The following is a 21,531-nucleotide window of genomic DNA, read 5'->3' as shown; positions in this document are numbered from 1 at the left end:
GCGATGACGTGGGAGTGACGGCCCCGAACGTCAGCGGGACGTCAGCGGGACGCCATCAGAACATGAGCGGCCCGCCCCAGACTCATGGATGTCAGCAGGTCAGGGGCGTTCGCCAATGACCAGGCGTCCGCCTCACCGTCACACTCGGGGGAATTTCCATGAGCACGCTCCGCCACCGCACCACCGTCCTCGCCGCCGCGACCACCGCGGTGCTCGCCCTGGCCCTCACCGCCTGCGGCGGGGACGACACCGGCACGAAGTCCGCCGGTTCGGCGAGTGACGCCGCAGTGGCCGCTGCTTCGACGGGCGCCTCCCAGCCCGCCGCCGACGCGACGACCACGAACACCGGAGCCACGAAGGCGAACACCTCGAAGACCGGCACGTCCAACGGCAGCGCCAAGACGGGCGGCGGCACCGGGTCGGACGGCAACACCAGCGACAGCTACGCCTACAAGCACCCGTGCCAGAGCGGGGACCTGTCGATACGCGTGTACCCCCGCGAGGGTTCGGCCACCCAGCAGGTGATCGAGGTCAACAACGTCGGCGCGAACTCCTGCGGCCTGAGCTACTTCCCGCGGGTCAGCCTGGGCGCTTCGAAGGCCTCGGACCACAGCTCCGACATCCAGCCGGCCGTTCCCGGCGGCCTGGGCGGCGCACCCGCGTACCCGGTCAAGCCCAAGACGGCCGCCCTTGCGGTGATCGACCTCAACCCGAGCGGTGCGAACGGCCTGACCTGGATCGACGAGATGAACGTGCTCGCCGACGGCGACCACATGCCCAACGCCGACACGCAGAACTTCGAGCTCGGCCCCGATGTGAAGGTGCGCGACCCGAAGCTCGGCCTGTACCGGAGCACGGTCGCCGAAGCGGTGAGCTCCATGAAGCAGGCGGGCACCTCCTGACCTGCTGAGCCGGGCCGTACGACGAGCCCCGCGGGACACGGCCCCTGCCCCGCCGCACACACCGCACCCGGCGCAGAAGGCCCTCCGTCTTGTCCGGAGGCCGGGGCTCCGCGCGCCGTCAGGCCCGCTCGTCCATCCCTGCCAGCACCAGCGGCAGCCGGGGCGTTCCCTCCGCGGTCACGCGGACGGGGACGCCCCAGTCCTGTTGGTGGACGTGGCAGGCCGGGTACTCGTTCGCCGGATCGTCGTCGCAGGACGCCGCCATCGCGGACACGTGCAGGACCCCCTCGGTGACGCCGTCGGCCAGGACCAGGTCGCGGAACAGGTCGGTGCCGGGACCGGACCCCTCCGCCAGCAGCCCCGGCGGGGTGGCCGAGACCAGCAGCCGGGTCGAGGGACCGTACCGGGTGTCCAGCTTCTGGCCGGCGGGCGCCTGGAAGACCACGTCGAGCCGGAGCGTGCCCGGGGCGATCTCGGTGGCCGCGCGCCGGGTGCGGTGCGCCTGGTCGGCGACGCGCACGGCCTCCTCGGGAAGCCGCAGCCGGGTCAGCCGGTGCCGGGCGGACTCGACGACGACGAGATCGCCGTCGGCCGCCACGGCGCCACTGGGCTCGCGCAGATCCGTGGCCAGGGTGGTGACCTCACCGCTCACGGGGTCGTAGCGCCGCAGCGCGTGGTTGTACGTGTCGCAGACGGCCACGGACCCGTCGGGCAGCGCGGTCACCCCCAGCGGGTGCTGGAACAGCGCCTGATCCGCGGCGCCGTCGCGGTGCCCGAAGTCGAAGAGGCCGGTGCCGACGGCCGTGCGGACGGCGAAGCCGGTCCCGTCGCGTTCGACGTACCGCAGGGCGGACGTCTCCGAGTCGGCGACCCACAGCCGCTCCCCGTCGGCCGACGCGGCGAGCCCGGACGGCTGGGCGAACCAGGCCTCGTCGGCCGGACCGTCGACCAGGCCCTCGTTGGTCGTGCCCGCCGCGACCCGCACCGTCTCCGTCGCGGGGTCGTACGTCCACAGCTGGTGCACGCCCGCCATGGCGATCCACAGCCGGTCCGCGAACCAGGCGACGTCCCAGGGGGAGGAGAGGTCGACCTCGCGGGCCGGGCCCGTCGTCGGCGAGCCCTGCCACCACTGGCGGCCGGTGCCGGCGAGCGTCGTCGTCACCCCGGTGGCGAGGTCGAGGGCACGAAGGGCGTGGTTGACGGTGTCGGCGACCGCGATCCGGCCGTCGGGCAGCACGGCGAGCCCCTGCGGCTCGGAGAACCGGGCATCCTCCGGTCCGCCGTCGGTGAACCCTCGGTCCCCCGTTCCGACGTGACGACGAACCGTTTCGCTGTCACGTTCGATCTCGACGAGGCGGTGGCGGGTCGTGTCGGAGACGAGGAAGCCGCCGTCGGGCAGGAGCAGGGCCTTGCCGGGGAACCGCAGATGCGTGGCGACCGGTTCGGGCGCGACATAGGGGCCGTCGCCGCGGCGCAGCGTGCCCTTCGCCCCGTGCTCCGCCTCCAGCTCCTCGACCAGCTTCGCGAGGGCGTGCGCATGGCCCTCGCCCGCGTGCTGGGCGACGATGTACCCCTCGGGGTCGATGACGACGAGCGTGGGCCAGGCGCGTACGGCGTACTGCTTCCAGGTGGCCAGTTCCGGGTCGTCGAGGACCGGGTGGTGGACCTCGTACCGCTCGACGGCGTCGACGACTGCCTGGTGCTCGGCCTCGTGGACGAACTTCGGCGAGTGCACACCGATGATCACGACGGTGTCGCGGTGCTTCTCCTCCAGCTCGCGCAGCTCATCGAGGACATGCAGACAGTTCACACAGCAAAAGGTCCAGAAATCCAGGATCACAATGCGTCCTCGCAGGTCAGCGAGGGTGTACTGCTGGTCGCCTGTATTGAGCCAGCCGCCCTTGCCGACCAGCTCGGGGGCCCTGACGCGTGCACGTGTTGCCATGTGAAGAGTCAACATCACCAGGGCCCGCGCGCATTCCGGAGGGTCCACGCATTCCGGAGAGCCCTGGGGGAACCTGTGCACCATGAGATTCCTGGTACGTGAACGGCTCTTCGCTGTCGGTGACGACTACTGGATCGAGGACGCGGACGGCCGCAAGGTCTTCCTCGTCGACGGCAAGGCCATGCGGGTGCGTGACACCTTCGAGCTGAAGGACGCGCAGGGCCGGGTCCTGGTCGAGATCCGGCAGAAGCTGCTCAGCCTGCGCGACACGATGCTCATCGAGCGCGACGGCGAACAGCTCGCCACGGTCAGACGCAAGCGGCTGTCGCTGCTGCGCAACCACTACCGGGTCACGCTGGTGGACGGCACCGAGCTCGACGTCAGCGGCAAGATCCTGGACCGCGAGTTCGCCATCGACTACGACGGGGAACTGCTGGCCCAGATCTCACGGCGGTGGCTGACCGTCCGGGACACCTACGGCATCGATGTCGTACGGGAGGACGCCGATACGGCGCTGCTCATCGCCGTATCGGTGTGCGTCATCGTGCTCGCCGACAAGGAGCACGAGGACTGACCCCGGCACGTTTCACGTGAAACGCGCCGCCTTGCCCGCCTCCGGAACGCGCGCCTGCCCGCCCGCCCCGAAAACGCGTGCCTACCCGCCCGCCTCGGAACGCGTACTACTTGCCCGCCCCGGGAGGGGCCAGCCCCAGCCGCCGGTCCTTGAGCGCCGGGAACTGCTCGCGCGTGGCGGCCACCTTCGCCGGGTCGAACTCCACGCTCAGCACCTCCTCGTCCGCGCCCGCCTCCGCGAGCACCTCGCCCCAGGGGTCGACGACGATGCTGTGTCCGGCCTGCTGGACTCCGGCGTGGGTGCCCGCGGTGGCGACGGCCAGGACGTACGACTGGTTCTCGACGGCGCGGGCCTGGGCCAGCAGCGTCCAGTGGGCGCGGCGGCGCTCGGGCCAGCCCGCCGCGACGATCAGCGTCTCGGCGCCGGCGTCGACCAGGCCGCGGAACATTTCCGGGAAGCGCAGGTCGTAACAGGTGGCGAGGCCCAGCGTGGTCTGCGGCAGGGCGACTGTGACGAGCTCCTCGCCGGCCCCCATCATGACCGCCTCGCCCTGGTCGAAGCCGAAGCGGTGGATCTTGCGGTACACGGCGGCCCGCTCGCCCTCGGGCGTGAAGACGAGCGCGGTGTTGTAGAGGGTGCCGTCGGCCGCGCGCTCGACGAAGGAGCCGGCGTGCAGCCAGACACCGGCGTCGGCGGCGGCCTTCGCCATGAGGTCGTGGGTGGGCCCCTGGAGCGGTTCGGCCTCGTCCGCGAAGGCCGTGTACGCGAAGGCGCCGACCGGCCAGAGTTCGGGGAGCACCACGAGATCCGCACCGCGCTGGGCCACGATCAGCGAAGCCGCACGTTGCCTACGGGAATTGACGGATTCGTCCGGGTCTACTGCGATCTGGATGAGGGAGGCGCGCACACTACCACCGTCCTGGCATTCGAGCCGTCAACACGGGCCTACGATCGTCACACGAAAGCACTGCCGGGGTGCCTGCTCGCAGCGTAACTTAGCGATCGAACCTCCCACGCAGCCCACCGCCCGCGCCCAGCACTCCAGCCCATGCACCGCAGAACCGCACGAGGGGTCCCGTGACCGTCCATCCCAGCCTCCAGACCTACGCCGATGCCTGGACCCACTCCATCGAGTCGATAGCCGAGCTGGTGAAGCCGCTCGCCGAAGGAGAGTGGAACAGCCGTACGCCGTGCCCCGCCTGGTCGGTGCGTGACATCGTCTCGCACATCATCGGCATGGAGTCCGAGCAGCTCGGCGACCCGCGCCCGATCCACACGCTGCCGCGCGATCTCTACCACGTACAGAACGACTTCGCCCGCTACATGGAGATGCAGGTCGATGTGCGGCGCCACCACACCGCGCCGGAGATGACCTCCGAGCTGGAGTACACGATCATTCGCCGCGCACGTCAGCTGCGCAACGAGTCGCGTGACCCCCAGACCATGGTCCGGGCGCCGCTCGGCGCCGAGCAGACCCTCGAACTGGCCTTGCAGATGCGGGCCTTCGACGTCTGGGTGCACGAGCAGGATCTGCGGGCGACGCTGGGGCAGCCCGGCAATCTGGACTCCCCCGGCGCCACCGTCGTCCGGGACACCCTGCTCGCCGCGCTGCCGAAGGTGGTGGCCAAGGACGCGGGCGCGCCGGCCAGTTCGGCGGTCGTGCTCGATGTGCACGGGGAGCTGGAGTTCCTGCGCACGGTCAGGGTCGACGCGGAGGGCCGCGGGTCGGTGGACGGTTCACCGTCCCTCGGACCCGCGGTGACGCTGGCGATGGACTGGGAGACGTACTACCGCCTCGCCTGCGGGCGGGTGCGCGCGGGGGCGGTCGCGGACCGGATCAAGGTCGAGGGCGACGCGGACCTGGCAACGGCGATCCTGCAGAACTTCGCCGTGACGCCATGAGGCCGTGAGGCCGTAACGCCGTGAGGCCGTAACGCCGGGGCATCGCGATGCCCGGATGTCGCCGTGCCAGGCGCCGTAGCGCCTCGGCGGCGCCGTGCCACTGTGGTCGGCGGCGCCCGTCGCACAAGGACGGGCGCGCCGCCGATCCGGCGCGACAGCCGCGCTACGCGGGTACGTGCACGGCTTCCACCCGGCTGATCACATGGTGGTCCCGCTCGCGGTGCGTGGCGCGGGAGTGCAGCCGCAGAATCTGCACGACGCCGAGCGCCTCCAGTACGAAGACCGAGGAGAACGCGATCCGGTAGTCGTCCCCGGTCGCGTCCAGCAGCACGCCGACGGCGAACAGCGTGGTCATCGAGGCGATGAAGCCACCCATGTTGACGATGCCCGACGCGGTGCCCTGGCGCTCCGGCGGGTTGGCGGGCCGTGCGAAGTCGAAGCCGATCATCGAGGCGGGACCGCAGGCACCGAGCACCACGCACAGGACGATCAGCAGCCCCATCGGATCACGGTCGCCCGGGTAGAAGATGGCCGACGCCCAGAGCAGGGCCGTCACCGTGACCGTCCCGAGGGCCAGCGGGGCGCGGGCCGCGTGATGGCGGGCGATGATCTGCCCGTAGACCAGCCCGAACGCCATGTTGGAGAGCACCACCAGGGTGAGCAGCTCACCGGCGGTGGACCGGCTCAGCCCCTGCGCCTCCACCAGGAACGGCAGCCCCCACAGCAGCAGGAACACCATGGCCGGGAACTGCGTGGTGAAGTGCACCCACATACCCAGCCGGGTGCCGGGCTCCCGCCAGGACGCGGCGATCTGCTTGCGTACGTAAGCGGCACCCGCGTGCTCGGCGGGCGGCGGCTCGTGCCCCTCGGGGTGGTCCTTCAGGAACAGGAGAAGGAGGACGAGGACGAGAACCCCCGCGGCGGAGCTGCCGGCGAAGGTGGTGGTCCAGCCGAATCCGTGCAGGGCCCGCGCGATGAAGAGCGTGGAGACGAGGTTGCCCGCCATCCCGAAGAGCGCGGCGACCTGCCCGATCAGCGGGCCGCGCCGGGCCGGGAACCAGCGGGCGCCGAGCCGCAGCACGCTGATGAACGTCATCGCGTCGCCGCAGCCGAGCAGCGCCCTGGACGCCAGTGCCATGCCGTACGAGGGGGAGAGCGCGAAGCCCAGCTGCCCCAGGGTGAACAGGACGGCCCCGAGGGTGAGGACCTTCTTGGTGCCGAGCCGGTCGACCATCAGGCCGACGGGTATCTGCATGCCCGCGTAGACGAGCAGCTGGAGGATGGAGAACGTGGAGAGCGCGGAGGCGTTGACGTGGAACCGGTCGGCGGCGTCGAGCCCGGCGACCCCCAGGCTGGTGCGGAAGATGATGGCGACGAAGTAGACGGCGACACCGATGCCCCAGACCCACGCGGCACGCCGGCCGCCGGGTGGATCACCGGGCAGGGACAGGGTGGGAGCAGCGGCGGAACTCACCGGTCCTCACCCCTGACGAGCACCTTGACCCGGCTGACATGGCGCCGCACGACCTGCGCGGCACCGTCCGCGTCACCGGACCGGATCGCCTCCAGCAGCTCACCGTGCTCGGTGATGTTCGCGGCGATCCTCCCCGGGTGCGCCTCCATCACGGCGACGCCCATCCGCAACTGCCGGTCGCGCAGCTGGTCGTAGAGGCGCGAGAGGATGTCGTTGCCCGCGTTGCGCACGATCTCGGCGTGGAAGCAGCGGTCCTTCACGGACACGGCGGCCAGATCCCCGGCCTCCGCCAACTGCCGCTGATCGTCGAGCAGTTCCTCCAGTCGCCCGATCAACTGCGCCGACGCGGGCACGGCCTTGCGGGCCGCGAACTCCTCGACCAGCAGCCGGGTCTCCACCACGTCCGCGATCTCCTGCGCGGAGACGGCGAGAACGAGGGCGCCCTTCTTCGGATACAGCTTGATCAGCCCCTCGACCTCCAGCCGCAGCAGCGCTTCGCGCACGGGCGTGCGGGAGACCCCGACGGCCTCCGCGAGATCGCCTTCGGTGAGGAGCGTGCCGCCCTCGTAGCGACGGTCGAGGACCGCTTCCTTGATGTGGGTGTAGACGCGCTCTGCGGCGGGCGGCTGCTTGGCGGAAGACCTCACGGCGGACTTCGCAGGGGGCTTCAGGGCTGGAGGGGCGGCAGGCATGCACACAGCATAGATACAAGATGCGTGCATGAGTTCACCCGTCCGAGATCCGGACAGATTTCCGGACGGATCCGGGACAGGCCGCGTACGGGTGCGGGCCTTTCCGGACGGATGCGCGTACGGAAACGGGACGGGTTTCCGTACGAGTACCCCCCTCCGGCCCGAAATCTCCGTTGCTCCGAAATTGCCCCAGGAATCAGCACATCCTTCCCCGGGCCTCATGAGTCTCACCACCGAGCGGCACCCTCATGTGGCCGCATTCCAGGTGCATTTGGAGCGTTCAAGTTGAAAATCGGCATTAAGGGCATAAACCGCGTTACCGCCACTGCCACCGTGGCCCTGACGGCGGGTGCCGTCATCGCGGGCAGCGTCTTCGCCTCCACCGCGCAGGCTGCCACGCCCACCCCCACGATCACCGCCAAGGGCGGTTTCGTGATGAACAACGGCACCGCGAAGACCCTGTTCAGCAAGGCCGCGGACACCCGTCGCCCCACCGGCTCCACCACCAAGATCATGACCGCCAAGGTGGTGCTGTCGCAGAAGAACCTGAACCTGGATTCCAAGGTCACGGTCCAGAAGGCGTACAGCGACTACATCGTCTCCAAGGGCGCCTCGTCGGCCCGCCTGATCGTGGGCGACAAGGTCACCGTCCGCCAGCTGCTGTACGGCCTGATGCTGCCGTCCGGCTGCGACGCCGCCTACGCGCTGGCCGACAAGTACGGCTCGGGCAGCACCCGCGCGGCCCGCGTGAAGTCGTTCGTCGGCAAGATGAACTCCCAGGCCAAGTCCCTCGGGATGAAGAACACCCACTTCGACTCGTTCGACGGCATAGGGAACGGCTCGAACTACTCGACGCCGCGCGACCTGACGAAGCTCGCCAGCAACGCGATGAAGAACTCCACGTTCCGCGCGGTCGTGAAGACCAAGTCGACCAAGCAGAAGGTCACCACGAAGTCCGGTGGCTACCGCTACATGGCGTGGTCCAACACCAACGCGATGCTCAGCAGCTACAGCGGCGCGATCGGCGTGAAGACCGGCTCCGGCCCGACCGCCAAGTACTGCCTGGTCTTCGCCGCCACTCGCAAGGGCAAGACGGTCATCGGCACGGTGCTCGCCTCCACCAACGCGACCACCCGCACCGCGGACATGAAGAAGATCATGGACTACAGCTTCAAGAAGTAGCCCGGTCCGGCAGCACGCGCAAAGGAGGGGGCCCGCGTCACGCGGGCCCCCTCTCGCCGTTCCGGAGGATGCTCAGTCGAGACAGAACTCGTTGCCCTCGACGTCCTGCATGTTGATGCACGACTCGTTGTCCTCGTCGGCATAGAGCACATTCGTGCACACCGCGCCGAGCGCCACCAGCCGATCACGTTCGGCCTCAAGCACGGCCAGCCGCTCCGCACCCACGAGCCCGGTGCCGGCCCGCACATCGAGATGCACCCGGTTCTTGGCGACCTTCCCTTCGGGAACGCGCTGGAAATACATGCGCGGGCCCTCACCTGTGGGATCCGAGCACACGGCCCATGAACCCTGTCCATCAGAAGGCAGCGTTACGGAGTACCCCAACACCTCGCACCAGAAACGAGCCACACGCTCGGGTTCCGCACAATCGAAAGTGACCTGGAACTTCTTGACGGATGACATCCGGCCACCTTAACAGCGGACTTTCGCAGTCCAATTGCCAATAAACATCCGAGTGTTCACCACCGTACGTACCTGTTCGCGCCTTGGCATCTTCATGGCGCATGGCGGGAAACAGTGGCCCCTGACCTCAGCCGGCGGTGTCCGGCTCGGGCTCCGCCGCACGCCCCTTCCTCACCCTGCGCGGCCTTCGAAGCCGTCATGGCGGCCATCCGCGTTCCGCGAAAGGGACCCGGAAGACCAAGGACCCGTCCCGATACAGTCCTGGCCGACCGAGCATGCTCGTCTCGCGCGATCCGAAGTCACCTTCGCCGGCGTGGGATTCGCGCCGTCATCCCCCAGCCTTCAGATCAGGTGGGCCACCGCCTGCGGCGAGGCCGTGCCGGCGGTCGGTCACCGGCTTTCGACGCGGATGCATACACGCAGCGCAACACGGTCGAGCGATGCATTAACCGGCTCAAGCAGTGGCGTGGCCTGGCGATGCGTACCGACAAACTGGCCGTCGCCTATCAGGCCGCGCTCCACCTCGCCGCCATTCTTATCTGGAGCCGGGGCTGAGGAGCGTGGATACCAGATCACGCGCGGGAAGCTTGTGAGCATCGTGAGACAGTGCCCCAAAAGGATACTTTCAGTGAAAAAATCAGCATGATCCGTGACTCTGCGTATATGGTCGGGTGGAATTGTCACCCCACCCTGGAGATGTCGTGGCACGCTTCCGTACCCGTCTCGCCCTGCTCGGCTCGGCCGTAGCTCTCACCGCAGGCGCCGCCGTCCCCGCCCAGTTCGCCGGGGCGCACCCCGCCGCCGCGGCCGAGCAGCAGCAGTGGGTCGCCCTGGGTGACTCATATACCGCCGGAGTCATCCGGGCCGCGGGCAACACCTTCGAAGTCCCACGCGACGGCTGCGAGCGCACCGACCGGTCCTACCCCCAGGTCATCGACCGCGATCTCGGCGGTCTCTTCGACCTGACCAACGTCAGCTGCGGCGCCGCCACCATCGAGAACGTCACCGACACCCCCCAGAACCCGATCGGCCGTCACCTGCCGCCCATCTCCGAGGACCCGGACTACCCCTTCCCCGCGGTTCCCCCTCAGTCCGAGGCGGTAGGCGCGGACACAGACGTCATCACCGTCGGCGTGGGCGGCAACTCCCTCGGTTTCGCCGACTTCCTCACCAAGTGCGCGCAGCTGGGCGGCGAAAACGACGGCAAGGGCACCCCGTGCAAGGACGCCCTGGCAGCCGACGTCCCGGACCGGCTGAAGACCGTGCGCCATGAATACGACCGGATGCTCGCCGTGCTCCACCAGCGCGCCCCGCACGCGAAGATCCTGGCCGTCGGCTACCCCACGGTCATCCCCCGAGACGCCTCCAAGTGCAGCTTCGGCGACCTGACGCAGTTCGGCACGATCACCTCCGGCGACCTGGCCTGGCTGCGCCAGGACGTCCTGGAACCCCTCAACAAGGCCATCGACGACTCCACCGGCACACAGGACGCCGCCAGCTTCGTCAACCTCTACACCTCCTCCCGGGACCACAGCGTCTGCGACGGCACCAAGTGGGTCGAAGGATTCGTCACCCTCCCTGACCAGCTGTCCATCGTGCACCCCAACGCCCTCGGCCACCGCAACGCCGCCGACCACGTCGAAGAAGCGATGCTGAACACTCTCAGCTGACCTGCACCCGGCACCCGGCACCCGGCCGGCGATCCCGCAGCGAACCGGCCTCCGGCACCAGCCGGAGGCCGGTCCTACTTTCCAGGCCCACCTCAAACCCGGCCTCTCACTTCTGGGAGACAGGCCCTAACAAGGACCTGTACCGGCCATGCTGGGGGCACCGGCTCAGGTTGCCGCCGCATAACACCGGACGGTCACCTTCTGCTCCGGGCTCCACCGCTGTTCGACCGTGGCCAGCAGCTGCCAGCCGAGCCGCTCGTACAGAGCCGCCGCCGCGGTGTCCGAAGCCACCACGTCGAGCACCGGATGCACATCGCGATTCTGTGCCGCTGCGACAGCCTGCCCCATCAGCAGAGCACCGATCCCGTGGCCGCGGGCCCACGGGGCGACGAACAGTCGGTTGACCACGGCGGTCGCATCGATACTCAGCCCCGCGCGAGCGCTCCACAGCCCGGGAGCCGCGTCTCCCGCGTCGCTCCGGGACAGGCCGATGTGGCCGGCCACGCGGCCGTCCAGTTCCGCCACCCAGGAAGCGATGAGCGACGGCGGTGTGAGCCATGCGCCCGGGGAATCGGGCCAGTTCACCGGATAGCCGTCGCGCTCATGGACCTCTGCCAGCACCCGCGCACAGTCACCGAGGTCGCGATCAGTCCGCGCTCGGGCACTCGGGAGTACGTCCGCGCCGTACACGCTCTCGCTCTTCACTGCGGCATGGAAACACAGCCCAAGGCCAGTGAACAGCGACCTTCGCGACAGGCGCCGGCCGGCCGGGTCGGGTCAGTCCGACGACCGGACCAGCCCGGCCCGGAAGGCGCCCCAGGCGGCGGGGCCGAGGACGATGACGGGGCCGTCGGACTGTTTCGAGTCGCGGACGGCGACGGTGTGGGGGATGTTGCGCGCAACTTCGACGCACTCGCCATTGCCGCTGCTGTAGCTGGACTTGACGAACTCGAAGTGTGGCACGACTACAACTCCTTGCGAATACGCCCTATCAGAGCGATGGAATCGCGGGGAGCGAGTCCGCACCTGGCGATCCGACCGAACGTGACGTTATGGCGCGCCGCATCCGACTCGCTCTCAAGCCACAGCGTAGACGACGTGGTGTCCATGTAGACCACGTCCATCGCACCGGGTTCAGCGAATGACACGATGCTAAAAGCGCTGGTCATACCCGGGTGCGAGCCCGCGAGGAACGGGACAACCTGCACTGTGACATTTGGCTTGTCAGCAGCCTCCGCCAGACGTTCCAGTTGAGCGCGCATCACCTCACGGCCGCCAACCAATTGCCGCAGGGCTCCTTCTCCGACGATCGCCCACAGTGCAAGAGGACTGCCGTCCGCCAGGCGCGCTTGGCGTGCGATCTTCGCTTCGACGAACCGCTCGATCTCGTCCGGGTCGTCCCAGTCCGCGTTGCCGACAGCGAGCGCCCTGGCATAGTCCGGCGTCTGGAGCAGTCCCGGCACGAACGCCCCTTGCCAGGTCCTGACCCCCGTGGCGATGTCTTCGAGCGCGACGTACTCGACCAGCGAACGCAGCTCCGGATACTGGTTCCACCAGCCCTTCGCCTTGCGGCGCTCCCGGTCCAACCGGGCCACCTCCAGCAGGCGGCTGACGATCTGCGCGTCCTCAAGACCGTAGAACTCGCAGAGGGCCCGGATGTCCGGGTCCCTCATCGGAACCCACCCCTGCTCCATCTTCACGATCTTCGAGTTGGTCGCGCTGATGACCTGGGCTGCCTGCTGCTGCGTCTTCCCTGACGCGTCGCGCAGGCGCAACAACTCGCTACCGAGCCTGCGCCCCAGGACAGTTGACGACCGATTGCCTTGCCGAGTCGTTCGATTCACCGCACCAGTGTGGCCTTCCACGGCACAGGTAGTCGACCACCATCGCTCATTGGAGACAATTGGCTCCGTTTCACTTGCCTCCAACTCATAGCAGTCGCTACGTTCGGCTCACAGCCGCTCACACAGCGGAGCCGAAACCGGCGGAAGTGCACCGCCCTGCCCTGCGTCGAAACCGGCGCCCCGCAGGCGCGGCATCGCCACCGCCCGTACCCACGGAGGCACGCGTCCATGACCGCAGCCGAACAGATCTCCGTCCCCGAACCCGTCCTCCGCGAGGACCGGCTCGACTACACCCCCACCGCGCGCAGCGTCGCCCTGTGCCGTCATCGCGCCGCCCGGCTCGTCCTCCAGTGGGGCCATCCGGAGCTGGCCGGCGACGCGTCCCTCCTGGTCAGCGAGTTGGCGACCAACGCACTGCTGCACGGCGCCATCGAGGGCCGCCTTTTCCGCGTCCACCTCACGCTCACCGCGACCACGCTCCGTATCGCGGTGAGCGACGCGCGCGGCGAGCGGCTGCCCGACCCCCGCGAGGTGACCGACGACGAGTGCTACGGGCGGGGGCTCCTGATCGTCGCGGGGCTCGCGGACCGCTGGGGCGTCGAGCCACGCACCGCCGGCAAGACCGTGTTCGCCGAACTCGCCCTGCGGCAGGGGCCGGACATGCTGATGGGCCCGCGCGAAGTCGTTCGTGCGGGCCCATCTCGTACAGCTACGCCCAGGTGATCAGGCGCTTCGGCTGTTCCAGAATCGCGGCGACGTCCGCCAGGACCTTGGAGCCGAGCTCGCCGTCGACCAGGCGGTGGTCGAACGACAGGGCCAGCGTGGTGACCTGACGGGGCTTCACCTTGCCCTTGTGGACCCACGGCTGGAGCTTGATCGTGCCGACCGCGAGGATCGCGGACTCGCCCGGGTTCAGGATCGGCGTGCCCGTGTCGACGCCGAAGACGCCGACGTTGGTGATGGTCACCGTGCCGCCCGCCATCGCGGCGGGGGAGGTCTTGCCCTCGCGGGCCGTGGAGACCAGCTCGCCCAGGGACGCGGCCAGCTGCGGGAGCGTCTGCTCGTGCGCGTCCTTGATGTTCGGGACGATCAGTCCGCGCGGGGTGGCGGCGGCGATGCCCAGGTTGACGTAGTGCTTCTGCACGATCTCCTGGTTCGCCTCGTCCCAGGCGGCGTTGACCTCCGGGTTCCGCTTGATCGCGACGAGGAGGGCCTTGGCGATGATCAGGAGCGGGTTGACCCGCACCCCCGCCATGTCCTTGTCCTCCTTGAGCTCCGCCACCAGCTTCATCGTGCGCGTCACGTCGACGGTGACGAACTCGGTGACGTGCGGAGCCGTGAACGCGCTGCCGACCATCGCCTGCGCGATGGCCTTCCGTACGCCCTTGACCGGGATGCGGGTCTCGCGGGCGCCCACCGTGGTGACCACGGCCGGAGCCGGGGCCTCGGCGGTGGGAGCGGCTTCCGCCACGACGGGCGCCGGGGCCTGCGCCGGTACGGGCGTGGCCGCCGCGTGCACGTCCTCGCGGGTGATGATGCCGCCCTCGCCGGTCGGGACGACCGTCGCCAGGTCGATGCCCAGGTCCTTGGCCAGCTTGCGCACCGGCGGCTTGGCGAGCGGCCGGCTCTCCCGGACCGTCACGGCGCCGTGGCCGTTCATCTCGCCCTGGATCGCCGCCGCGGCGGCCGGTACGGAAGCGGCCGTACCCTTGCGGGCCCGCCGCTTGGTCGAGCTCTCGGAGACTCCGTACCCGACCAGGACCGGCTGGCGGCCCTTCGGAGCCTCGGGCTCCGCCGCCTCCGGCTCGGCAGCCGGCGCGGGCACGGCGGCCGGCGCCGGGGCCGCGTCACCGCTGCCCGGGGCCACGTCCACCGCGATGATCACCTGGCCGACGTCGACGGTCGTGCCCTCGGGGAAGCGCAGCTCGTGCACCACCCCGTCGAACGGAATCGGCAGCTCCACGGCCGCCTTCGCCGTCTCGACCTCGCACACGACCTGACCGTCGGTGACGGTGTCGCCGGGCTGGACGTACCACTTGAGGATCTCGGCCTCGGTCAGTCCCTCGCCCACGTCGGGCATCTTGAACTCACGGAAGCGAGCAGCGTTGGAAGTGTCGGTCATCGTTGTCACGTCCCAGTCCTCAGTACGCCAGCGAGCGGTCGACGGCGTCGAGCACGCGGTCGAGACCCGGCAGGTACTCGTCCTCCAGCCGCGCCGGCGGGTACGGGGCGTGGTAGCCGCCGACCCTCAGCACCGGTGCTTCCAGGTGGTAGAAGCAGCGCTCGGTGATCCGGGCGGCGATCTCGGCACCGGAGCCGTAGAACACCGGCGCCTCGTGGACCACGACGAGCCGGCCGGTCTTCTCGACCGAGGTCTGGATGGTGTCGAAGTCGATCGGGGACATCGAGCGCAGGTCCAGGACCTCGATCGACTTGCCCTCCTCCTCGGCGGCCTCGGCCGCCGCCAGGCAGACCTTCACCATCGGGCCGTACGCGACGAGCGTGAGGTCGGTGCCGGTACGGGCCACCGAGGCCTTGTGCAGCGGACCGGGGATGGAGTCGGTCTCGACCTCGCCCTTGTCCCAGTAGCGGCGCTTCGGCTCGAAGAAGATGACCGGGTCGTCGCTCTGGACGGCCTGCTGCATCATCCAGTACGCGTCGCTCGCGTTCGACGGCGAGACCACCTTCAACCCCGCGACGTGCGCGAACAGGGCCTCGGGGGACTCGCTGTGGTGCTCCACGGCGCCGATGCCGCCGCCGTACGGGATCCGCACGACGACCGGCATCTTGATCTTGCCGAGCGCGCGGGCGTGCATCTTCGCGAGCTGCGTGACGATCTGGTCGTACGCGGGGAAGACGAAGCCGTCGAACTGGATCTCCACGACGGGCCGGTAGCCGCGCAGGGCCAGGCCGATCGCCGTACCGACGATGCCGGACTCGGCGAGCGGGGTGTCGATCACCCGGTCCTCGCCGAAGTCCTTCTGGAGCCCGTCGGTGATCCGGAAGACTCCGCCCAGCTTGCCGACGTCCTCACCCATGATGAGGACCTTGGGGTCGGTGTCGAGGGCCTTGCGCAGCGACTCGTTGAGAGCCTTCGCAATGGACATCTTTTCCATGGCCATGGCTACTTGCCCTCCTCGGCGGAATCCGCGAACGATGCCTGGTAGGCGGCGAACTGGGCGCGCTCCTCGTCGACGAGCGGGTTCCCGTCGGCGTAGATGTGGTCGAACATCGCCATCGGGTCCGGATCGGGCATCGCCCGTACCGCCTCGCGCACCCGCTTGCCGAGGACCTCGCTCTCCTCGTCCAGCGCGGTGAAGAACGCCTCGTCCGCGGCGCCCTCCTTCTCCAGGTAGGCGCGCAGCCGCAGGATCGGGTCCTTGGCCTCCCAGGAGGCGCGTTCCTCGTCGGCCCGGTACTTCGTCGGGTCGTCGGAGGTGGTGTGCGCGCCCATGCGGTAGGTGAACGCCTCGACGAGCGTCGGTCCCTCTCCCCGGCGGGCCCGCTCCAGCGCCGACCTGGTGACCGCCAGGCAGGCGAGGACGTCGTTGCCGTCGACCCGGACGCCGGGGAAGCCGAAGCCCTGCGCGCGCTGGTAAAGCGGGACGCGGGTCTGCTTCTCGGTCGGCTCGGAGATCGCCCACTGGTTGTTCTGGCAGAAGAAGACGACCGGGGCGTTGTAGACCGCGGAGAAGGTGAAGGACTCGGCGACGTCTCCCTGGCTGGAGGCGCCGTCGCCGAAGTACGCGATCACGGCCGAGTCCGCGCCGTCCTTGGCGACGCCCATGGCGTAGCCGGTGGCGTGCAGGGTCTGCGAGCCGATGACGATCGTGTACAGGTGGAAGTTGTTGCTGTTCGGGTCCCAGCCGCCGTGGTTCACACCGCGGAACATCCCGAGCAGATTGGTCGGGTCGACCCCGCGGCACCAGGCGACGCCGTGTTCGCGGTACGTCGGGAAGACGTAGTCGTCGTCGCGCAGGGCCCGGCCGGAGCCGATCTGGGCGGCTTCCTGACCGAGCAGGGAGGCCCACAGGCCCAGCTCGCCCTGGCGCTGGAGGGCGGTGGCCTCGGCGTCGAAGCGGCGGGTCAGGACCATGTCCCGGTACAGACCGCGCAGTTCTTCGGCGGTCAGGTCGATCCGGTAGTCCGGATGCTCCACGCGCTCGCCCTCGGGCGTCAGCAGCTGTACGAGCTCGGGCTCGGAACTCTGCGGCGTCTTGGCGGGCGTCTTCGCGGACGTCCTAGCGGGCGTTTTCACGGCGCTGGTCCGCTTACTGCTGCGTCGCGGTTTGCTCGCGGCAGTGCTCTCCACGGTCACGTGCGTGCTCCTCCGTCGGTCCGGCCCCCGGGGTCTGCCGGGAAGCCAGTGCGGCTCGCCTGTGTCCGTACCCGTGCACGGGGTGGGTGCCGCTCGGTCCGGGAACAGGCGTGACAGGTGCCCCGGCGAGCGCCCTGCCAAAAGCACGTTACCCAGTAGGCCGCATAACTGCGAAACCCTATCTGACCTGCGATTTTGCTTGGATTTCCAAGTAAATCGAAAAAGTCGGGAACTCTCGCTGGTCACAGCTCTGGGAACAGCCTTGCAGGCCGCCGGAACAACGGCACGTTATCCCGCCGTTCGGCGGCAGGGAAGAGGCGAGTGTGTGAGACTGCGTTTTGTGCGCGAACAAGGAAAAATCACTGTTTTTCTGCTGGACGACCACGAAGTCGTCCGGCGCGGAGTCCATGAATTGCTCTCGGTCGAGGCCGACATCGAGGTCGTCGGCGAGGCCGGCACGGCGGCGGACGCGCTGGTCCGCATCCCCGCGACCCGGCCCGATGTGGCGGTGCTCGACGTACGGCTGCCGGACGGGAGCGGGGTGGAGGTCTGTCGGGAGATCCGCTCCCAGGACGAGAGCATCAAGTGCCTGATGCTGACCTCGTACGCCGATGACGAGGCCCTCTTCGACGCGATCATGGCGGGTGCCTCGGGCTATGTGCTGAAGGCGATCCGCGGCAACGAACTGCTGAACGCGGTACGGGACGTGGCGGCCGGGAAGTCGCTGCTGGACCCGGTCGCGACCGCCCGGGTGCTGGAACGGCTGCGCGACGGCAAGAAGGGCCGGGGCGACGACAAGCTCGACAGCCTCACCGAACAGGAGCGCAAGATCCTCGATCTGATCGGGGAGGGACTGACGAACCGGGTGATCGGCGAGCGGCTGCACCTCGCCGAGAAGACGATCAAGAATTACGTCTCCAGCCTGCTCTCCAAACTGGGCATGGAACGGCGCTCGCAGGCCGCCGCGTACGTGGCCAGACTCCAGGCCGAGAAGGGCTGAGCGGCACGGCGGAACAGCCCGGCGCGCCGGGCGGGCGCCGCGTGACGGGACGGCCGGAACGGGACCGGTGGCGCACGGCGGGACGGCCGTGACGGGCCGATCGGCGCACGGCGGGACGGGCCCGGGTGCGCGGGCGGGCGCCGCGTGACGGACGTGCCGGGAAGTGGGCGAAGAGGCCGCGGCCCTCGGTGATCTTCGGGACTTTGGTCCCGGGGCACCTGGGGCCGCGGCCTCTGTTCACGGCCTCCCCGGTGGCGGAGAGTCGAGGGCATGCCCCCTGAGGAACTCCACGCGATCGAACTGCTCGGCCGCGTCCCGTACGGCCGACTGGCGACGAGCATGCGAGCCCTCCCGATACTGGCGGTCGCCCGCCACATCGTGGTCGACGGCCGCGTCGTCCTGCGGATGCACGACGGCCTCGGCTACCACGAGGCATGCAACGGCACGGTCGTGGCGTACGGGGCGGACAACTTCAACACCGCAGCCTGCGGGGACGCCGGCGAGCTGTGGTCCGTGCAGTTCACCGGCCCCGCCGAGATCGTGCACCCGACCCCCGAACAGCAGGAGCGCTTCGGCGCCGCTCCCGCCCAGGTGAACGGGGAGCCCTTCGCCCCGGCCTACCTCGGGGTCGACCCGCATTTCGTCTCCGTGCACACTCTGGGCTTCCCGCGCAAGTCCGCAGAGCCGCAACGCAGCGTGATCTAACATCTGGTGAGTGCTGCGCTCATCTGTAACCCTTCCGTCTGCTCCGCCGGCCGGCGAGGCGCTGTGCTCGTCCGCACCCCGTCCGGCCGCGCCCCGCCCGCCCGTTCCTCCGGTGGACGAGGTGCTGCGCCGCTACCCGGATGCCGGTGAGCCCCTCACCTGCAAGCCCGTCACCCAGGGCCTGCTCAACCACGGCTACCGCGTCTCCACCACCCGCGGCCGCTACTTCCTCAAGCACCACCTCGACGACGCCACCGGCGACCGCGCCACGATCGTCCGCCAGCACCGCGCCACCCAGCGGCTCCAGTCACTCGGCGTGCCCGTCGCCCCGCCCGTGGAGGACACCGAGGGCGACACGGTGACGGAGATCGGCGGCCGGTGCTACGCCCTGCACCCCTGGGTCGACGGGTTGCACCGGGCCGGCGCCCAGCTCACCGCCGACCAGTCGCAGCGGCTCGGAGCGCTGCTCGGGGCCGTGCACACCGGGCTCGAACAGGTCATGGAGGCGGGCACGGGGCTCGCCGGCCGGTCCGGCGGGTACCGGAGCCCCGACCCCGCCGACACCTTCGCGCTGATCGAGGACCTGCTGGCGGCGGCGCGCGGACGCCACCCCCGGGACTCCTTCGACGAGCTCGCCGAACACCGCCTCCTGGAGCGGCGGGCCCTGCTGGAACAGCACGCCGACCGCCGGCCGCCCACCCCCGACATCCCGGCCACCGGGTGGGTGCACGGCGACTTCCACCCGCTGAACGTCCTCTACCGGGGCACCGACCCGGTCGCGATCGTCGACTGGGACCGGCTGGGGGTCCAGCCCCGCGCGGAGGAGGCGGTACGGGCCGCGGCGATCTTCTTCGTACAGCCGGCCGGAAAGCTGGAACTGGAGAAGGTACGGGCGTACGCGGGCGCCTACCGGCGGGCGGCCGGGGCGGGAGCGGCGGAACTGGCCGCGGCGGTGCACCGGGTGTGGTGGGAGCGGCTCAACGACTTCTGGATACTGCGCTGGCGGTACCGCCTGCACGACCGGAGGGCCGACCCGCAGTTCCCTGCGGTGTCGGCCCTGGCGGTCTGGTGGACGCGCGAGTACGAGGCGGTGTGCGAGGCGTTCACCGGGTGAGGCCCCTGGAAGGTCAGGGGACCGAGCCCCCGGGGATGCCGGCGTTGCCGGCCTGACCCGCGCTGGTCCCGGTGGTGTCGCCGGCGGTACCGCCTTCGTTCCCTCCCGTACCCGCTGTCGTGCCGTTGTCGGTGTTGCCGCCCGTACTGGTGCCGCCGCTGTCGCCCGGACCGGTGCTGGTGCCTTCGTCCGCCCCCGTGCCGCCGTCGGTGCCGGTACCGGCGTCGGTGTTGCCGCCCGTGGCCGGTGCCGACGGCTTGTTGGACGGCGGGTCGGACGGCTTGCTCGGCGGGACCGACGGGGGGTAGGAGTGCCGCGGCGTCGTTTCCTGCTGGTTACCGGTGGAGTTCTCCGGCTGCTGGCTCTGCTCGGTCTGCTCGTCGGTCGGCGAGGGCGGACTCTCCGGCTCGGACGGCGAGACGGAGGTCTCCGTGGGCGTCTTCTTGTGCTGGTTGTCGTTGTTGCCCGCCGCGTTGACGGCTATGGCGACGCCGGCCCCGATCGCGATCAGCGCGAGCACGACGAACAGCCACAGCTTGCTGCGGCCGCCACCTCCCTGATGCCCGCCTTCGTAACCACCGTCGTCGGGGTTCATCGGCGGCAGGATCGGGCCCTGCGAGGTCTCGCCGTGCTGCGGGTGGCCCATCGCCATCGTGGCACCGGTGACGCCCAGGGCCGGGGTGTGGCCGCCCTCGTGCATCGCGACCGGGCCGGTGTTCCAGGTGCCCGTGTGGCCGCCCTGCACCTGGAGCATCTGCAGGCTGTACTGGACGAGGCCGCGCATCTCCTCGGCGCTCTGGAACCGGTCGTCGGGGTCCTTGGCGAGCGCGCGCATCGCCAGCCCGTCCAGCTCCGGCGGCACCATGTCCAGCACCTCGGACGGCGGCATCGGAATGTCCTGCACATGCTGATATACGACGGAGAGCGGCGTCTCACCCGTGAACGGAGGCCGCAGCGCCAGGAGTTCGTACAGCAGGCAGCCGGTGGCATAGAGGTCGGATCGGTGGTCGACGGCCTTGCCCAGCGCCTGCTCGGGAGAGAGGTACTGCGGCGTCCCCATGACCATGCCGGTCTGCGTCATCGTCGACTGCGCGCCGTGCAGCGCACGGGCGATGCCGAAGTCCATCACCTTGACCGCGCCCGAGTTCGTGATGATCACGTTGGCGGGCTTGATGTCGCGGTGCACGATGCCGTGCTGGTGCGAGTACGCGAGGGCTTCCAGCACGCCCGAGACGATGATCAGCGCCTGCTCGGGCGGCGGGGCCTCGGCACTGAGGAGCAGGTCGCGGATGGTGTGGCCCTCGACGAGCTCCATCACGATGTAGGGGACGGTCTGGCCGCCCACGACGTCCTCGCCGGAGTCGTACACGGCGACGATCGCATGGTGGTTGAGGCCCGCGACCGACTGCGCCTCGCGCGTGAACCGGGCCTTGGAGACCGGGTCCTCCGCGAGGTCGGCACGCAGGAGCTTCACCGCCACCGTACGTCCCAGCCTGACGTCCTCGGCCGCGAAGACCTCCGCCATGCCGCCCCGGCCGAGCCGGTGGGTCATCCGGTAACGTCCGTCACCGACGACACCGTCGATGCCCCAGGAGTCGGTGCCATCCGAAACTCCGCCGCCGTTTGCTTCGGAATCGGGTGCCATCAGTCCTCGCCGTCGTATCTGTCCGCGCGTCCGCGGGTTCTCACGGTGTCTAGCTGCATTGCCACGTCACGCTACAGCCTTTGCCGGACACACCGTTTCCGA

At 69.6% G+C, this 21,531-nt stretch carries 21 protein-coding genes and 1 pseudogene; 10 read left to right on the top strand and 12 right to left on the bottom strand.

Annotated elements, in window-relative coordinates:
- The first annotated feature begins 158 nt into the window (after positions 1–158).
- Entirely contained in the window at positions 159–902 is a 744-nt protein-coding gene (locus ACFVT1_RS05340; protein ID WP_389792740.1) for a hypothetical protein, read from the top strand.
- 118 nt (positions 903–1,020) lie between these two features.
- Here the strand turns inward: ACFVT1_RS05340 and ACFVT1_RS05335 are convergent, their stop codons facing one another.
- Positions 1,021–2,847, bottom strand: a complete 1,827-nt coding sequence (locus tag ACFVT1_RS05335; RefSeq protein WP_389792739.1) for an NHL domain-containing thioredoxin family protein — start codon at positions 2,845–2,847, stop codon at positions 1,021–1,023.
- An 82-nt stretch (positions 2,848–2,929) separates the two neighbouring features.
- Between ACFVT1_RS05335 and ACFVT1_RS05330 the strand changes: the two genes are divergently transcribed.
- Positions 2,930–3,421, top strand: coding sequence for an LURP-one-related/scramblase family protein (locus ACFVT1_RS05330; RefSeq protein ID WP_389792737.1), 492 nt, complete (start codon positions 2,930–2,932; stop codon positions 3,419–3,421).
- Between the two features lie 106 nt (positions 3,422–3,527).
- Here the strand turns inward: ACFVT1_RS05330 and ACFVT1_RS05325 are convergent, their stop codons facing one another.
- Positions 3,528–4,328, bottom strand: a complete 801-nt coding sequence (locus tag ACFVT1_RS05325) for a carbon-nitrogen family hydrolase (RefSeq protein ID WP_389792735.1) — start codon at positions 4,326–4,328, stop codon at positions 3,528–3,530.
- Positions 4,329–4,498: 170 nt separating this feature from the next.
- Here ACFVT1_RS05325 and ACFVT1_RS05320 point away from each other — a divergent pair, with 170 nt between their 5' ends.
- The gene (locus ACFVT1_RS05320; protein ID WP_389792733.1) at positions 4,499–5,323 is read left to right on the top strand and encodes a maleylpyruvate isomerase family mycothiol-dependent enzyme; all 825 of its coding nucleotides are present in this window, start codon (positions 4,499–4,501) and stop codon (positions 5,321–5,323) included.
- Between the two features lie 163 nt (positions 5,324–5,486).
- Here the strand turns inward: ACFVT1_RS05320 and ACFVT1_RS05315 are convergent, their stop codons facing one another.
- Together ACFVT1_RS05315 and ACFVT1_RS05310 are read right to left on the bottom strand one after the other, a co-directional pair.
- Positions 5,487–6,797, bottom strand: a complete 1,311-nt coding sequence (locus ACFVT1_RS05315; protein WP_389792731.1) for a nitrate/nitrite transporter — start codon at positions 6,795–6,797, stop codon at positions 5,487–5,489.
- Positions 6,794–7,489, bottom strand: a complete 696-nt coding sequence (locus ACFVT1_RS05310) for a GntR family transcriptional regulator (protein ID WP_389792729.1) — start codon at positions 7,487–7,489, stop codon at positions 6,794–6,796. Before ACFVT1_RS05310 ends, ACFVT1_RS05315 begins: the two co-directional genes overlap by 4 nt.
- 285 nt (positions 7,490–7,774) lie before the next feature.
- Here ACFVT1_RS05310 and ACFVT1_RS05305 point away from each other — a divergent pair, with 285 nt between their 5' ends.
- Positions 7,775–8,671: a D-alanyl-D-alanine carboxypeptidase family protein gene (locus tag ACFVT1_RS05305; protein WP_389792727.1), complete on the top strand. Its 897-nt coding sequence runs from the start codon at positions 7,775–7,777 to the stop codon at positions 8,669–8,671.
- Positions 8,672–8,743: 72 nt separating this feature from the next.
- Here the strand turns inward: ACFVT1_RS05305 and ACFVT1_RS05300 are convergent, their stop codons facing one another.
- A complete protein-coding gene (locus tag ACFVT1_RS05300; protein ID WP_389792725.1) occupies positions 8,744–9,133 on the bottom strand; it encodes a VOC family protein in 390 nt (129 codons plus the stop codon).
- Between the two features lie 183 nt (positions 9,134–9,316).
- On the opposite strand from ACFVT1_RS05300, the pseudogene ACFVT1_RS05295 reads away from it, so the two are divergent.
- Positions 9,317–9,688: pseudogene (locus ACFVT1_RS05295) on the top strand (transposase); the annotation flags it as partial.
- A 146-nt stretch (positions 9,689–9,834) separates the two neighbouring features.
- Positions 9,835–10,803 carry an SGNH/GDSL hydrolase family protein gene (locus tag ACFVT1_RS05290; protein ID WP_389792723.1) on the top strand — a complete coding sequence of 323 codons (969 nt, stop codon included), beginning with the start codon at positions 9,835–9,837 and terminating at the stop codon, positions 10,801–10,803.
- A gap of 165 nt (positions 10,804–10,968) precedes the next feature.
- Here ACFVT1_RS05290 and ACFVT1_RS05285 read toward each other — a convergent pair whose 3' ends face one another.
- The 3 genes from ACFVT1_RS05285 to ACFVT1_RS05275 all read right to left on the bottom strand — a co-directional run bounded on the left by ACFVT1_RS05285 (position 10,969) and on the right by ACFVT1_RS05275 (position 12,647).
- Positions 10,969–11,508 (bottom strand): GNAT family N-acetyltransferase, encoded by a 540-nt coding sequence (locus ACFVT1_RS05285; protein ID WP_389792721.1) that lies wholly within the window; start codon positions 11,506–11,508, stop codon positions 10,969–10,971.
- A gap of 72 nt (positions 11,509–11,580) precedes the next feature.
- Positions 11,581–11,766: a DUF397 domain-containing protein gene (locus ACFVT1_RS05280; protein WP_389792719.1), complete on the bottom strand. Its 186-nt coding sequence runs from the start codon at positions 11,764–11,766 to the stop codon at positions 11,581–11,583.
- A gap of 2 nt (positions 11,767–11,768) precedes the next feature.
- Entirely contained in the window at positions 11,769–12,647 is an 879-nt protein-coding gene (locus ACFVT1_RS05275) for a helix-turn-helix domain-containing protein (RefSeq protein ID WP_389792717.1), read from the bottom strand.
- A 228-nt stretch (positions 12,648–12,875) separates the two neighbouring features.
- On the opposite strand from ACFVT1_RS05275, the gene ACFVT1_RS05270 reads away from it, so the two are divergent.
- Positions 12,876–13,370 (top strand): ATP-binding protein, encoded by a 495-nt coding sequence (locus ACFVT1_RS05270; RefSeq protein WP_389792715.1) that lies wholly within the window; start codon positions 12,876–12,878, stop codon positions 13,368–13,370.
- Here the strand turns inward: ACFVT1_RS05270 and ACFVT1_RS05265 are convergent.
- Genes ACFVT1_RS05265 through pdhA form a run of 3 tightly spaced genes read right to left on the bottom strand, consistent with a single transcriptional unit; the run spans position 13,357 to position 16,965 of the window.
- Positions 13,357–14,778 (bottom strand): dihydrolipoamide acetyltransferase family protein, encoded by a 1,422-nt coding sequence (locus ACFVT1_RS05265; protein ID WP_389792713.1) that lies wholly within the window; start codon positions 14,776–14,778, stop codon positions 13,357–13,359. The genes ACFVT1_RS05270 and ACFVT1_RS05265 overlap by 14 nt on opposite strands.
- A 10-nt stretch (positions 14,779–14,788) precedes the next feature.
- Positions 14,789–15,769 (bottom strand): alpha-ketoacid dehydrogenase subunit beta, encoded by a 981-nt coding sequence (locus tag ACFVT1_RS05260; protein ID WP_389792711.1) that lies wholly within the window; start codon positions 15,767–15,769, stop codon positions 14,789–14,791.
- A 2-nt stretch (positions 15,770–15,771) separates the two neighbouring features.
- Positions 15,772–16,965 (bottom strand): pyruvate dehydrogenase (acetyl-transferring) E1 component subunit alpha, encoded by a 1,194-nt coding sequence (gene pdhA / locus ACFVT1_RS05255; protein ID WP_389792709.1) that lies wholly within the window; start codon positions 16,963–16,965, stop codon positions 15,772–15,774.
- A 340-nt stretch (positions 16,966–17,305) separates the two neighbouring features.
- Here pdhA and ACFVT1_RS05250 point away from each other — a divergent pair, with 340 nt between their 5' ends.
- From ACFVT1_RS05250 to ACFVT1_RS05240, 3 genes are all read left to right on the top strand, one after another.
- A complete protein-coding gene (locus ACFVT1_RS05250) occupies positions 17,306–17,965 on the top strand; it encodes a response regulator (RefSeq protein WP_389793345.1) in 660 nt (219 codons plus the stop codon).
- A gap of 270 nt (positions 17,966–18,235) precedes the next feature.
- A complete protein-coding gene (locus ACFVT1_RS05245; RefSeq protein WP_389792707.1) occupies positions 18,236–18,670 on the top strand; it encodes a pyridoxamine 5'-phosphate oxidase family protein in 435 nt (144 codons plus the stop codon).
- A gap of 121 nt (positions 18,671–18,791) precedes the next feature.
- A complete protein-coding gene (locus tag ACFVT1_RS05240) occupies positions 18,792–19,784 on the top strand; it encodes a phosphotransferase (protein WP_389793343.1) in 993 nt (330 codons plus the stop codon).
- Between the two features lie 13 nt (positions 19,785–19,797).
- Here the strand turns inward: ACFVT1_RS05240 and ACFVT1_RS05235 are convergent, their stop codons facing one another.
- Positions 19,798–21,429: a protein kinase gene (locus ACFVT1_RS05235; RefSeq protein WP_389792705.1), complete on the bottom strand. Its 1,632-nt coding sequence runs from the start codon at positions 21,427–21,429 to the stop codon at positions 19,798–19,800.
- Positions 21,430–21,531: the final 102 nt, after the last annotated feature.

The organism is Streptomyces sp. NPDC057963 (genome assembly GCF_042887155.1).
In the GTDB taxonomy this organism is placed as follows: domain Bacteria; phylum Actinomycetota; class Actinomycetes; order Streptomycetales; family Streptomycetaceae; genus Streptomyces.
This window is presented reverse-complemented; position numbering and strand designations above follow the sequence as displayed.

What these genes read in the sequence shown, in the direction of transcription:
- ACFVT1_RS05245 (WP_389792707.1), top strand. Translation starts at nt 18,236, where the DNA reads ATGCCCCCTGAGGAACTCCACGCGATCGAACTGCTCGGCCGCGTCCCG.
- ACFVT1_RS05270 (WP_389792715.1), top strand. Translation starts at nt 12,876, where the DNA reads ATGACCGCAGCCGAACAGATCTCCGTCCCCGAACCCGTCCTCCGCGAG.
- ACFVT1_RS05300 (WP_389792725.1), bottom strand. Translation starts at nt 9,133, where the DNA reads ATGTCATCCGTCAAGAAGTTCCAGGTCACTTTCGATTGTGCGGAACCC.
- ACFVT1_RS05260 (WP_389792711.1), bottom strand. Translation starts at nt 15,769, where the DNA reads ATGGCCATGGAAAAGATGTCCATTGCGAAGGCTCTCAACGAGTCGCTG.
- ACFVT1_RS05235 (WP_389792705.1), bottom strand. Translation starts at nt 21,429, where the DNA reads ATGGCACCCGATTCCGAAGCAAACGGCGGCGGAGTTTCGGATGGCACC.
- ACFVT1_RS05330 (WP_389792737.1), top strand. Translation starts at nt 2,930, where the DNA reads ATGAGATTCCTGGTACGTGAACGGCTCTTCGCTGTCGGTGACGACTAC.
- ACFVT1_RS05310 (WP_389792729.1), bottom strand. Translation starts at nt 7,489, where the DNA reads ATGCCTGCCGCCCCTCCAGCCCTGAAGCCCCCTGCGAAGTCCGCCGTG.
- ACFVT1_RS05335 (WP_389792739.1), bottom strand. Translation starts at nt 2,847, where the DNA reads ATGGCAACACGTGCACGCGTCAGGGCCCCCGAGCTGGTCGGCAAGGGC.
- ACFVT1_RS05340 (WP_389792740.1), top strand. Translation starts at nt 159, where the DNA reads ATGAGCACGCTCCGCCACCGCACCACCGTCCTCGCCGCCGCGACCACC.